The sequence below is a fragment of the Serratia sarumanii genome (assembly GCF_029962605.1).
GTDB classification, from domain to species: Bacteria; Pseudomonadota; Gammaproteobacteria; order Enterobacterales; family Enterobacteriaceae; genus Serratia; species Serratia sarumanii.
This window is the reverse complement of the sequence record NZ_CP124750.1, coordinates 2,708,092-2,720,308: the sequence shown is the minus strand read 5'-3', so window position 1 is coordinate 2,720,308 and position 12,217 is coordinate 2,708,092. Positions and strand designations below refer to the sequence as shown.

Below are 12,217 nucleotides of genomic sequence, written 5' to 3'. Positions count from 1 at the left end.
CGCCCTGATTGTTTCCGCCGCGGCGGCGATCACTTCTGGTCGAGCAAATGGCCCATTTTGGCGGCCTTGGTCGCCAGATAGTGTTCGTTCTTCGGGTTGCGGCCGACGATCAGAGGCACGCGCTCGCTGATGTTGATGCCGGCTTCGGTCAGGATCTCGACCTTTTTCGGGTTGTTGGTCAGCAAGCGTACCGCGTCGACGCCCAGCAGTTTGAACATGTCGGCGCACAGGGTGAAGTCGCGCTCGTCGGCGGCGAAGCCGAGCTGGTGGTTGGCTTCCACGGTGTCTGCGCCCTTATCCTGCAGGGCATAGGCGCGGATCTTGTTCAACAGGCCGATATTGCGGCCCTCCTGGCGATGATAAAGCAGAATGCCGCGGCCTTCTTCGGCGATTTGCTCCAGCGCGGCTTCCAGCTGAAAACCGCAGTCGCAGCGCAGGCTGAACAGGGCATCGCCGGTAAGACATTCGGAATGCACGCGCGCGAGCACCGGCGCTTCGCCGGAAATATCACCGAATACCAGCGCCAGATGGTCATGCCCGGTCGCCAGTTCTTCGAATCCTACCATCAGGAAATCGCCCCAAGGTGTCGGCAGTTTAGCCTCTGCCACCCGTTTAAGCTGCATGTCACTCTCCACAAAAACCTACGATTCAATCATTGTCGCGCATCCTAAGTCCGGTTCGGTAAATTGACCAAGACTAAAACGTGCTGCGCCGATCTCTATTTCGTTAATTATCGGCTATTTTGCCACAACTTCTTGCCGGGCGGTGCTCAGCAAACCAGCAGATGGCGTTTTCCGGCTACCTATTATTGCGATAGGTTGCCTATCTGTTTAATTTTTCGCGTGTTATCAAGATTACACTCTTGTTACACTGCAGTCTGATTCACGCAGAGGAAAACGGGAATGTATGAGATAGCAAAACGCACGGCGGGCGGCGCGCTGCTGCTGCTGTTGATGCCGCTGGCGGTCTGGGTATCCGGCTGGCACTGGCAGCCCGGCGGCAATGATCGGCTGCTGAAAGCGCTGTACTGGGTGACCGAAACCGTGACCTCGCCGTGGGGCATTTTGACCAGCGCTATCCTTTGCGGTTGGTTTTTGTGGTGTCTGCGCTTTCGGCTCAAGGCGGCCATCGGTCTGGCGATCCTGCTTTCCGCCGCGTTGGTGATTGGGCAGGGGATCAAGTCGCTGATCAAGGATCGGGTGCAAGAACCGCGGCCGTTTGTGGTATGGCTGGAGCAAAACCACGGCGTGGACGGCAAATACTTCTATTCGCTGCATCGCAAAGAGCGCAGCGCGCTGGTGCGCGAGCAATTGCAGGATCAGACCCTGGTGCCGAACTGGCTGCGCAAGCACTGGCAGTTTGAAACCGGCTTCGCTTTCCCGTCGGGGCATACGATGTTCGCCGCCACCTGGGCGCTGTTGGGCGTAGGGCTGCTGTGGCCGCGCCGCCATTATAAAACCGTCGCGCTGCTGATGGTGTGGGCAACGGGGGTGATGGGCAGCCGTTTGCTGCTGGGCATGCACTGGCCACGCGATCTGGCGATGGCCACGCTGATCAGTTGGCTGTTGGTGGTGGTCACCTGCTGGCTGGCGCAGCGCTGGTTTGGTCCGCTGACGCCGCCGCCGCAAGAGCAGCAGGAAATCGCGGCGCGCAAGCCGGAATAAGCATTCTTCTCGCAGGCGCCCGTCAGGCGCCTGCCACCAACACCTTTACTCCCACCTTCTCAAAGGCCTGTATGGCGGTATTGCTGATACCGTCGTCGGTGATCAAATAGTCGATATGCTGCCAGTCACAGGGCAATGCGAACATCGACACCTTATCGATTTTGCTGGAGTCGGCAACCACATACACCGTGTTGGCTGCGTTGATCATCGCCGTTTTCAGTTTGATGTCGGTCTCGCTTGGGAAACTGAGGCCGTGGCGGGGTGAGATGCAGGCCGTTGCGAGGAACAGTTTCTGGGCCAGAACGTTCTCGAAGAAGCCAGCGGCTTTGTCCCCGGAAGTGGAAAGCGTCGGAAATTTGAACGAGCCGCCGGTCAGCAAAATGTTCACGCCCGGTTCGCCGCCCAGCTGCAGCGCGATATTGACGCCGGTGGTGATAACGGACAGTTTCTTGATGTGGCTCAGGTGATTGGCGATAGCCGTGGTGGTGGTGCCCGAATCAAGAATGATGGTGTCGCCCGGTTCGATAAAACCGGCGGCGAGCTTGCCGATGCGATCCTTGGCGGTCAGGTTGACCTGGCGTTCCAACAGCATGGCATGGGTGTTTTGCTTGCCATCGACCAGGGTTGCGCCGCCGTGGAAACGCTGCACATAACCTTGTTGCTGCAGGACCCGCAGGTCGGTGCGAATGGTCGCTTCGGTCAGCTTGAAGGTATCGGTCAGCATTTTGACCGTCGCCGAGCCGTCTTCGCGGATCATATCGAGGATCTTTTCGCGCCGTTGCTGCATTTCCGCCAGCTGTTCGCTTTTGCTTTTCAATCGAAAGACTCCTGCACCTGTCAGTTCCCGCCGGGCGGTTTGCCACGGCAACTCCTTATTGATGCGCTGAATTTTAGCTCGCGATTATTGATAAAGCTATGGATAAACCCGGTCAATCCCTATTGATTTTTATTCGAAAGTCTATGGTGTCAGCGAAAGTCACCGGGTAAAACGAATTTTAAGTTGTTTTAATGCTTTTATTTCATTGTTATTCATTGCTTTTTATGAATTGTGATTCCGCCTGCTGCGTGCTTTTGCTTGAAATTTGATCTTGCCCACATTAATTATCGTTTTTGCTGAATATGATTTCCATTCGAAAATCAATGGCGGGTTAGCGGATCGTTTTAGAGGCGATAACGATAATCAATGTGCTCAAGCAGAGGTGACGATGGACTTCCAGGCGATTAAAAACACGGCGCGCCTGGCGCGCCGATATGTGGTGACCATGAACCATAAGGCAGGCAAGGGCCATACCGGCGCCGATCTGTCGGAAATCGACATCATCTGCACCTTGTATATGGCGGTGATGGATCGCGGCAATGCCCGGCCCGATCAGGATCGGTTCATTTTGTCTAAAGGGCACGGCGCCGGCGGTTTTTACTGCAGCTGCGCGGCGATGGGCCTGCTCGATCCGGCGGTGCTCGATCAGTTCATGGGCGACGACACCTTGCTGGCCGGGCATCCGGTGCGGCAGAAGCTGCCGGAGCTGGTGGAGATCAACTCCGGCGGTTTGGGGCATGGCCTGCCTATCGCCGTGGGGCTGGCGCTGGGCAACAAACTGGCCGGGCGCGCACATCGCCGCGCTTTCGTGCTGCTGGGCGACGGCGAGCTGGCGGAGGGATCAAACTGGGAGGCGGCGATGGCGGCCAGCAAATTCAAGCTGGATAACCTGATTGCCATCGTCGATCGCAACCGGCTGCAGCTGGCGGGCAAGACAGAGGCCATCATGCCGCTGGAGCCGCTGGCGGAAAAATGGCGCGCTTTCGGTTTCGAAACCCTGGAGTGCGACGGGCACGATCCGGCGGCGCTGGTGGCGGCGATCCAACGCCCGAGCCAGGACAAGCCGCGGGTGATTTTGGCCAATACCGAAAAGGGGCACGGCGTGTCGTTTATGGCTAACGTTGCCGCCTGGCATCACGCGGTACCGGACGAACAACAGCTGGCGCAGGCGCTGGCGGAACTGGAGGGGTGAACATGCAGGATTTACGCGATGCCGTGGTGACGGCGTTGATCGAAGAGCAGCTGGCGGGGGCAGATCTGAGCGTGATGGTGGCGGACTCCACGTCCACGTCGAAAATCGCGCCCTTTGAGCAGGCTTATCCGGAGCGTGTGGTGAACGTCGGCATCGCCGAACAAAATATGGTGGGCATGGCCGCCGGCATGGCGCTCAGCGGCCGCACGGTCTTTACCGCCAACGCCGCGCCTTTCCTGTTCGCCCGTTCTAACGAGCAGATGAAAAACGATGTTTGCTACACGGAAACCAACGTGAAAATGCTCGGCCTGAATGCCGGATTCGGCTATGGGCCGCTGGGGGCGACGCACCACTGCATGAACGATATCGCCATCGCCCGCACGCTGGGTAATCTCAGCGTCTATGCGCCGGCGGATGCGCGACAAGCGGCAGAGATTGTCCGTTATGTCATCGCGCAACCCGGCCCGGCCTATATCCGTATGGACAGCGACAAGCTGCCGGTGCTGAACGCGAGCTATCACTTCCGCCCCGGAGAGCCGGAGGTGCTGCATCAAGGATCTGACAGCCTGGTGTTTTGCCTGGGGACGGTGGCGCACGAGGCGATGAAGGTGCTGGAATTGGGCGATAACCCGACCATCGTCTCGCTGCCTTCGCTCTGGCCACTCAATGAGGCGGCGGTAGTGGCGTTGATGCGTTCGCACCGCCGGGTGCTGACCATGGAGGAGCACGCCCTCAGCGGTGGCCTGGGCACCATCATCGGTGAGCTGTTGCTGCGGCATCAGCTGCCGCGGCCGTTTACCGCGCTGGGCGTGCCGGCTTATGAATTTACCCACAGCAGCAGCCGGGCGGCGCTGCGGCGGCAATACGCCATCGACGCCGCAGGGTTGCATGCTCAGTTAACGCCATAGGGGGAATGCGATGGAGCGGAACGAATACGACGTTAATTTACGCTACGGTGTCGATAGCCAGATGTCGCTGGCAGGGAAGGTAGCGGTGATCACCGGCGGTCTGGGCGGCATCGCGATGGCCGCCAATCGCCTGCTGCTGGAGAAGGGCGCGCGCCTGGTATTGATGTATCCGGCCTTTGAACAGGACAAGGCCGCGGCGGCGCTGCGGGAGTTGGGTGAAGAACAGGTGTTCTGCCAGGTGTGCGACGTGACCGAACCCGGCTCGGTGGCTGCCGCCTTCAACGCGGCTCAGCGGCGCTTTGGCCGGCTCGATATCTTGGTCAACTGCGCCGGCTACGTCAATTTGCAGCCGGCGACGGAAGTGACGCTCGAGGAGTGGCAGCGCCACTTGGCGGTCAACCTCACCGGGCCCTTCCTGTGCTCGCAAGAACTGGCGCGCCGCGCGATAGCCGCCGGCCACGGCGGGAAAATCATCAACATCGCGTCGCAGGCGGCCTCCATCGCCATTGACGATCACTGCGCTTACACCTCCGCCAAGGCGGGGCTGCTGGGCATGACCAAGGTGATGGCCAAAGAGTGGGCGCCGCACGGCATCACCGTCAACACGTTATCGCCCACCGTGGTGCTGACGCCTATGGGAGAGAAAGCCTGGCGCGGCGAGAAGGGCGAGGCAATGAAAAAACTGATCCCGCTGGGGCGTTTTGCTTATACCGACGAAATTGCGGCGGCGATCCTATTTTTTGCCAGCAACGGCAGCGACATGATCACCGGCGCGGACCTGATGATCGACGGCGGTTTTACCATTTGGTAAGCGGCAACCGCAGCGATCGCCAACACCAGACGATGTTCAACACAACGATAAGAGAACACCATCATGAGAAAAATAGCCACTTACCTTACCCTGCTCACCGGTTTTGCCTGCACCTCTGCCATGGCGGCGGAAAAGGGCACGATCGCCATTCTCGTCAATTCGCTGGATAACCCTTATTACTCCGCAGAGGCCAAGGGGGCCGAGAGCAAGGCCAAGTCGCTCGGTTACCAGACGCTGGTGTTGTCGCACGGCGAAGACGTTAAGCGCCAGGGGGAGCTGATCAGCCTGGTTATCGGCCGCAAAGTACAGGGCATCATTTTGGATAACGCCGATTCCCAGGCCAGCGTCGCCGCCGTGCAGCAGGCGAAAAACGCCGGTATTCCGGTGGTACTGATCAACCGCGAGATCCCGGTCGATGGCGTGGCGTTGGCGCAGATCACCCATAACAACTTCCAGGCCGGCTCGGACGTCGCCAACCAGTTTGTAGAAAAAATGGGGGAAACCGGCAAATACGCCGAGCTGACCTGCAACCTGGCGGACAATAACTGCGTTACGCGCTCGCAGTCGTTCCACAACGTGATCGACCAATACCCTGAGATGGTCAGCGTGGCGCGGCAGGATGCCAAGGGCAATCTGCTGGAGGGGAAACGCATCATGGACAGCATTCTGCAGGCGCATCCGGACATCAAAGGCGTGATCTGCGGCAACGGCCCGGTGGCGCTGGGCGCAGTGGCGGCGCTGAAGGCCGCCGGCCGGCATGATGTCACCGTGGTGGGCATCGACGGCAGCAACGATGAACGCGACGCCATTCTCAACGGCAGCCTCTACGCCAGCGTGATGTTGCAGGCGCAGGCGATCGCCGCGCAGGGCGTTGAAATCCTCGACGGTTATTTCCAATCCGGCAGCTATACCGGCAAGGAGCGCGTGATGTTCCGCGGCATCCTGATCGGCAAAGACAATGCGCAACGGGTCAGTGACTTCAACTTCAAACCGTAATCCGCGCTGAGCGGCGTCTTTCACCACCCCGTCCCGGCGGCGGGGTGCGACCGGAGGTGTTGTTATGTCGATGCGCATTGCGCTGGCCGTCACCGTCGTCCTGGCGTTGAGCGGTTGCCGTATCGTTTCGGAGAAAAAGCTGGCGGAGCTTCGCTCCCCGGTGAATTCGCATGTGGCGCAGGCGGCGGAAATTTACCGCGGCCAAATCGCTCCGCAAGCGGTCAAAACGGCGCAGCCGCTGGGCGAGCTGCTTGCCCGGATCGCCCAGGCCAAGGATTTTGACAGCGCCTGCGGTCTGCTGGGGTACCGCGCTCAACCGGAGTTTCCATGTTATTTCAACGTTAAGGTCAGCGGTGAAGTCGCGGCGGTCAACACCCGTTCGCGCAGCGGAAAATTAACGCTCAAGCTGACCGATGCACCGCTCAGCAGCGTGGAGGTGCAGATCGGGCCGGTTTATCGCGGTACGGCATTGCGCGACAGCTATCGCGGGCTGAGCTACAGCGATTTCAATGACCAAGCGCTGTTCGGCGATTTTGCCAGGGCGATTAATCAGGCTTCGATCGACGAACTGGCCGGATCCCCGCCCAAGGTGGGTGACCACATTACCGTGTACGGCGTATTCAGCAGCTGGCAGGCGCCTGCCGAGCCGCTGTTGATCACGCCGGTACGCATTCAACCTTAAGGGGGCGTGATGAGCGATCCGGTCATTATTCAAACGCGCAACGTTTCGCGTCTCTATCCTGGCGTCACCGCGTTGGATAGCGTGAGTTATCAAGTGTTTCGCAATCAGGTCAACGTGCTGATCGGCGAAAACGGCGCCGGCAAGTCGACCATGATGAAGCTGCTGGCGGGGGTGGAAACCCCGTCCTCCGGCACCATCGAGCTGGAGGGTAAAGCGGTGAAGCTAACTTCCACGCAGCAGGCGGAGCGGCTCGGGATCAGCATTATTTTCCAGGAGCTGAACCTGTTCCCCAACCTGTCGGTGATGGACAACATTTTTATGGCCAACGAGTTCTTCCAGCGTGGCCGCATCAATGTGGACTATCAATATCAGCTGGCCAAATCCTTGCTGCAGCGGCTGGAGTTGGACATCGATCCGCATACGCCGTTGGGCAGTCTCGGCATCGGACATCAGCAGCTGGTGGAAATTGCTCGCGCCTTGGCGAAGGACACCCGGGTGCTGATCATGGATGAGCCGACGTCGGCGCTGAGCCAGGCTGAAGTGCGCACGCTGTTTCGGGTGATCGCCGATCTGAAAAAACGCGGCGTCACCATCATCTACATTTCTCACCGTCTGGAAGAGCTGATGGAGATTGGCGATCGCATCACGGTGTTTCGCGATGGGCGTTTTGTTGCCGCCGAGCCGGTCTGCAACGTCAGCATCCCGTGGATCATCGAAAAGATGGTCGGGGAAAAGAGCAAGCACTTTGATTATTGCGCGGCAGAGCAAGGGGATGAAGTGCTGAAGGTTGAGCAGTTGACGCTGCCGCGTGAAAACGGCGGCTATTGCCTTAACGACGTCAGTTTTTCACTGCGCAAAGGGGAAGTGATCGGCATTTATGGCCTGTTGGGCGCCGGCCGCACCGAACTGTTCAAGGTGATCAACGGCGTGATGCGCCAGACGGCAGGCCGCATTCTGCTCAACGGCAAAAGCGTGGAGCGGTTGGGGTTTCGTCAGCGCATGGCGTTGGGCATGGCGCTGGTGCCGGAAGACAGGCAGGCGGAGGGTTTGGTGCAGATGATGTCGATCAAGGCCAACATGACCCTGGCCAGCCTGGTGCGCAACGCGCTGCGGCCGTTGGCGGCGGCCGGGGAGTGTGCGTTGGTCGACGGCATGATCGAAAAACTGGCGATCAAGGTGAGTGACCGGGAGCTGCCAATCACCAGCCTGAGCGGCGGCAATCAGCAGAAAGTGGTGTTGGGCAAGGCGCTGCTGACCGGGCCGCAGGTAGTGTTTCTCGATGAGCCGACGCGCGGAATCGACGTCGGCGCCAAAACGGACGTTTATCACCTGATTGGCGCGATGGCACGCCAGGGGCTGGCGGTGATGTTCTCTTCGTCGGAGCTGGATGAGGTGGTCTCACTGGCCGACCGGGTGATGGTGATGGCGGACGGGAAACTGACGGCCGATCTGCCGCGCGAACGGGCCGATCGCGAAACGCTGATCCGCGCCTCAACCCCACACGCATAAGGATAAGGCAATGCAAACCAAGTATCGGTTGTATATGTATTTGCTGCAGGCGCGCACCTTCATCGCCCTGTTGCTGGTGGTGCTGTTCTTCAGCGGCATGGTGCCGAATTTTCTGACCGTCTCCAATCTGCTGATCATGACGCAGCACGTGGCGATTACCGGGCTGCTGGCGGTTGGCATGACGCTGGTGATCCTCACCGGCGGCATCGATTTGTCGGTCGGCGCGGTGGCGGGCCTGTGCGGGATGATCGCCGGTGCGCTGTTGACCGTCGGTATCCCGCTGTGGGATGGCAACCGGCTGTTTCTCAACGTTTTCGAAGTGATCGGCGCGGTGGCGCTGTTGGGCGTATTGTTGGGGTTGGTCAACGGCACGCTGATTACGCGGCTCGGCGTTGCGCCATTCATCTGTACCCTGGGCGCAATGTACGTGGCGCGTGGGGCGGCATTGCTGACGGCGGACGGCAAAACCTATCCCAATCTGGTGGGCATGGAAGCGCTGGGCAACACCGGTTTCGCGGCCCTGGGATCCGGCACCTTTCTCGGGATTTACAACCCGATTTGGCTGATGTTGGCCATCGTGTTGTTGGGGGTCTATCTCACCAAGAAAACGCCGCTGGGCCGTTATATCTATGCGATTGGCGGCAATGAGCCGGCGGCGCGGCTGTCGGGGGTGCCGATCGTCAAAGTGAAAATGTTCGTCTATGCCTTCTCCGGGCTGTGTGCGGCGCTGGTGGGGCTGGTCATCGCTTCTCAGTTGCAAACCGCGCACCCGATGACCGGCAATATGTTCGAGATGGACGCCATCGGCGCGACGGTGCTGGGCGGTACGGCGCTCAGCGGTGGCCGCGGCAGGGTATTCGGTTCGATCATCGGCGCCTTTGTGATCGTTTTTCTGGCGGACGGTCTGGTGATGATGGGCGTCAGCGAGTTCTGGCAAATGGTGATTAAAGGGCTGGTGATCGTTACCGCCGTGGTGATTGACCAGTTCCAGCAGCGTTTGCAGAGCAAGGTCATTTTGATGCAGCGGCAGGAGAAAAAAGCGGTGCAGCCGCTGGCTGAGGTGAGCCATGGTTAAAGCGGATTGCATTGTCGCGTTGGACGAAGGCACCAGCAACGCCAAGGCCGTGGTGGTGAATGCGCAGGGGGCGATCGTCGCCAGAGCCAGCAGGCCGTTGACGCTGCAGACGCCGCAGCCCGGTTGGGTGGAACAGCGGGGTGAGGCCTTACTGGCAGCCTCTCTGGCGGTGCTGCGGGAAGCGATTGCGTTGGCCGGCGCATCCCGTATTGCCGGTATCGCCATCAGCAACCAGCGTGAAACCGCCATCGGTTGGCGGCGTTCCGACGGCCAGCCGATCGGTCCGGCCCTAACCTGGCAATGCGCGCGTGCCGCCGATTTCTGTGAACGGCTGCGGCACGATCGGCAGGCCGAAGTGGTGCGTCGCGCCACCGGCCTGCCGCTTTCACCGCTGTTCTCGGCGGCGAAAATGCGCTGGTTGCTCGATCGCTGCGAAGGGGGGCAACGGATGGCGGAGAACGGAGAAATTTGCCTTGGCACCATCGATGCCTGGCTGCTGTGGCAGTTGAGCGGAGGACAGGCATTCGGCTGCGATACCTCCAATGCCGCTCGCACCCAGCTGTTGAACCTTGCCTCCGGCGATTGGGACGAGCGGATGCTGGCGCTGTTCAACATTCCCCGCCAGGCGTTGCCGACGATCTCTCCCTCCAGCCATGTGTTCGGCGCGACGTTGGGATTGGAAGGCATTGCCGACGGCATTCCGATTGGCGCGATGGTCGGTGATTCGCATGCGGCGCTGTACGGCCATGCGCTCGGCCAGGCGGGGCAGGTTAAGGCCACCTATGGCACCGGTTCATCGGTGATGGCGCCGATCGCCGAAGCGCAATGCGACACGAGCGCTCTGGCAACGACCGTCGCCTGGCACGATGGCGAGCGTATGCAGTATGCGCTGGAGGGCAATATTCCCCACACCGGCGACGCCATTGCCTGGATGCTGGATATCACCGCCATGTCGGCGGGGGGCGAGACGCCGTTAAGTGAACTGCCTGTTTGCGTGGCCGACAGCGGTGGCGTCTATTTTGTGCCGGCACTGACCGGGGTCGGCGCACCCTGGTGGGATGAGCAGGCGCGCGGCGTGATCTGCGGCCTCAGCCGCGGCACGCGGCGGGAACATTTGGTGCGGGCCGCATTTGAGTCGGTGGCTTATCAAATCGCCGATGTGATCGGCGTATTGCGGCAACAGCCGGGTTTTGCATTGCAGGGGTTAATGGCCGATGGCGGCCCCAGCCGCAATGACTGGCTGATGCAGTTTCAGGCCGATCTGCTGGGTTGCCCGGTGTGGCGCAGCAACACGGCGGAACTCTCGGCGCTGGGGGCGGCGCTGATGGCGATGCGCAGCCTGTGGGGGACTACCGATCGGCAACTGGCGGCATTGTTGCCCCAACATGATGAATTTAAACCCGATATGCAGCGCCACCGGCAGCTGCAGGAAAACTACAGCGCCTGGCGGCAGGCGGTGCAACGCACCTTGTGGCGGCCGCAGGCGAGCTCATTGATGACAGGAGAACAACCATGAATCGTGATTTCACGGGGAAAACCGTGGTGATTACCGGCGCATGCCGCGGCATTGGGGCCGGCATCGCTGAGCGCTTCGCCCGTTTGGGCGCCAATCTGGTGATTGCATCGAATGCGGAACGCATTCTGACCACGGCGGAAACGCTGCGCCAGCGTTATGGTGTGGAGATTCTGCCGGTGATCCTCGACGTCACCGATGAGGCGCAGGTGGTTGATTTTTATCGTCAGGCTTGGGAGCGATTCGGCGCGATCGACGTTTCCATTCAAAACGCCGGGGTGATCACTATCGATCGTTTTGACCAGATGCCCAAAAGCGATTTTGAGAAAGTGTTGGCGGTAAATACCACTGCAGTGTGGCTCTGCTGCCGGGAAGCGGCTAAATATATGGTCGGCCAGCGCCAGGGGCGGCTGATCAACACCTCTTCCGGTCAGGGGCGTAACGGATTCATTTACACACCGCATTACGCCGCCAGCAAAATGGGCGTGATCGGCATTACGCAAAGTTTAGCGCTCGAGCTGGCACCGCATGGCATTACCGTCAATGCATTCTGCCCCGGCATCATTGAAAGCGAGATGTGGGAATATAACGACCGCGTTTGGGGCGAAATTCTCAGTGGGCCGGAAAAAACCTACGGCAAAGGGGAGTTAATGGCCGAGTGGGTGGCGGGCATTCCGCTCAGGCGCGCCGGTCAGCCCGAGGACGTGGCGGGTCTCGTGGCCTTTCTTGCCTCGGGCGATGCCGACTACATCACCGGCCAAACCATCAATGTGGACGGCGGGTTAATCATGTCATGACGTGACTGTGTCACAAAAACGCGGCGTCGGAACGGCGCCGCATTAACCGCTTACATTTTCCCGCCATTGCAATCCGCGCCGTCGCCCCCATATCCTTATAAATTCGACGTTTTGAGAAGCTTTCTCATCAATTTGTTCGCTAAGGCCGTTTACTGCCGAATATGCCAGCAGATATGTGGTTTTATCGTGCCGCAGGGTTTCCCTGCCGCAGTGGGAAATGCTAACTTAAGAGTTAGGGACGCCACGTTTTGGC

The 12,217-nt window shown here is 59.8% G+C and carries 12 protein-coding genes; 10 read left to right on the top strand and 2 right to left on the bottom strand.

Annotated elements, in window-relative coordinates:
- Window positions 1-29: 29 nt before the first annotated feature.
- Entirely contained in the window at window positions 30-623 is a 594-nt protein-coding gene (ribA, locus tag SSARUM_RS12890; RefSeq protein WP_019452695.1) for a GTP cyclohydrolase II, read from the bottom strand.
- A 279-nt stretch (window positions 624-902) separates the two neighbouring features.
- On the opposite strand from ribA, the gene pgpB reads away from it, so the two are divergent.
- Window positions 903-1,664: a phosphatidylglycerophosphatase B gene (gene pgpB, locus SSARUM_RS12885; protein WP_033647569.1), complete on the top strand. Its 762-nt coding sequence runs from the start codon at window positions 903-905 to the stop codon at window positions 1,662-1,664.
- Between the two features lie 22 nt (window positions 1,665-1,686).
- Here the strand turns inward: pgpB and SSARUM_RS12880 are convergent, their stop codons facing one another.
- Window positions 1,687-2,481, bottom strand: coding sequence for a DeoR/GlpR family DNA-binding transcription regulator (locus SSARUM_RS12880; RefSeq protein ID WP_033647568.1), 795 nt, complete (start codon window positions 2,479-2,481; stop codon window positions 1,687-1,689).
- Between the two features lie 388 nt (window positions 2,482-2,869).
- On the opposite strand from SSARUM_RS12880, the gene SSARUM_RS12875 reads away from it, so the two are divergent.
- The 9 genes from SSARUM_RS12875 to SSARUM_RS12835 all read left to right on the top strand — a co-directional run bounded on the left by SSARUM_RS12875 (window position 2,870) and on the right by SSARUM_RS12835 (window position 11,964).
- Entirely contained in the window at window positions 2,870-3,673 is an 804-nt protein-coding gene (locus SSARUM_RS12875; protein ID WP_043147553.1) for a transketolase, read from the top strand.
- A gap of 2 nt (window positions 3,674-3,675) precedes the next feature.
- Window positions 3,676-4,581, top strand: a complete 906-nt coding sequence (locus SSARUM_RS12870) for a transketolase family protein (RefSeq protein ID WP_033647566.1) — start codon at window positions 3,676-3,678, stop codon at window positions 4,579-4,581.
- Window positions 4,582-4,591: 10 nt separating this feature from the next.
- Complete coding sequence (locus SSARUM_RS12865; protein WP_060430173.1) at window positions 4,592-5,392, top strand: GolD/DthD family dehydrogenase; 801 nt, start codon at window positions 4,592-4,594, stop codon at window positions 5,390-5,392.
- Window positions 5,393-5,455: 63 nt separating this feature from the next.
- Window positions 5,456-6,388, top strand: coding sequence for a D-ribose ABC transporter substrate-binding protein (locus tag SSARUM_RS12860; protein WP_033647563.1), 933 nt, complete (start codon window positions 5,456-5,458; stop codon window positions 6,386-6,388).
- Between the two features lie 64 nt (window positions 6,389-6,452).
- Complete coding sequence (locus SSARUM_RS12855) at window positions 6,453-7,070, top strand: DUF2291 family protein (protein WP_060430164.1); 618 nt, start codon at window positions 6,453-6,455, stop codon at window positions 7,068-7,070.
- 9 nt (window positions 7,071-7,079) lie between these two features.
- Window positions 7,080-8,579 (top strand): sugar ABC transporter ATP-binding protein, encoded by a 1,500-nt coding sequence (locus tag SSARUM_RS12850; RefSeq protein ID WP_060430161.1) that lies wholly within the window; start codon window positions 7,080-7,082, stop codon window positions 8,577-8,579.
- A 10-nt stretch (window positions 8,580-8,589) separates the two neighbouring features.
- Complete coding sequence (locus SSARUM_RS12845) at window positions 8,590-9,654, top strand: ABC transporter permease (protein ID WP_039565870.1); 1,065 nt, start codon at window positions 8,590-8,592, stop codon at window positions 9,652-9,654.
- Window positions 9,647-11,170, top strand: coding sequence for an FGGY family carbohydrate kinase (locus SSARUM_RS12840; protein ID WP_039565871.1), 1,524 nt, complete (start codon window positions 9,647-9,649; stop codon window positions 11,168-11,170). Before SSARUM_RS12845 ends, SSARUM_RS12840 begins: the two co-directional genes overlap by 8 nt.
- On the top strand, window positions 11,167-11,964 hold the full coding sequence (locus SSARUM_RS12835; protein ID WP_060430158.1) for an SDR family oxidoreductase: 798 nt from the start codon (window positions 11,167-11,169) through the stop codon (window positions 11,962-11,964). The genes SSARUM_RS12840 and SSARUM_RS12835 overlap by 4 nt, the downstream gene beginning before the upstream one ends.
- Window positions 11,965-12,217: the final 253 nt, after the last annotated feature.

Excerpts from the sequence above, each read along its gene's own strand:
- SSARUM_RS12870 (WP_033647566.1), top strand. The coding sequence starts at position 3,676 with ATGCAGGATTTACGCGATGCCGTGGTGACGGCGTTGATCGAAGAGCAG.
- SSARUM_RS12840 (WP_039565871.1), top strand. The coding sequence starts at position 9,647 with ATGGTTAAAGCGGATTGCATTGTCGCGTTGGACGAAGGCACCAGCAAC.
- SSARUM_RS12860 (WP_033647563.1), top strand. The coding sequence starts at position 5,456 with ATGAGAAAAATAGCCACTTACCTTACCCTGCTCACCGGTTTTGCCTGC.
- pgpB (WP_033647569.1), top strand. The coding sequence starts at position 903 with ATGTATGAGATAGCAAAACGCACGGCGGGCGGCGCGCTGCTGCTGCTG.
- SSARUM_RS12875 (WP_043147553.1), top strand. The coding sequence starts at position 2,870 with ATGGACTTCCAGGCGATTAAAAACACGGCGCGCCTGGCGCGCCGATAT.
- SSARUM_RS12835 (WP_060430158.1), top strand. The coding sequence starts at position 11,167 with ATGAATCGTGATTTCACGGGGAAAACCGTGGTGATTACCGGCGCATGC.
- SSARUM_RS12865 (WP_060430173.1), top strand. The coding sequence starts at position 4,592 with ATGGAGCGGAACGAATACGACGTTAATTTACGCTACGGTGTCGATAGC.
- ribA (WP_019452695.1), bottom strand. The coding sequence starts at position 623 with ATGCAGCTTAAACGGGTGGCAGAGGCTAAACTGCCGACACCTTGGGGC.
- SSARUM_RS12850 (WP_060430161.1), top strand. The coding sequence starts at position 7,080 with ATGAGCGATCCGGTCATTATTCAAACGCGCAACGTTTCGCGTCTCTAT.
- SSARUM_RS12845 (WP_039565870.1), top strand. The coding sequence starts at position 8,590 with ATGCAAACCAAGTATCGGTTGTATATGTATTTGCTGCAGGCGCGCACC.
- SSARUM_RS12855 (WP_060430164.1), top strand. The coding sequence starts at position 6,453 with ATGTCGATGCGCATTGCGCTGGCCGTCACCGTCGTCCTGGCGTTGAGC.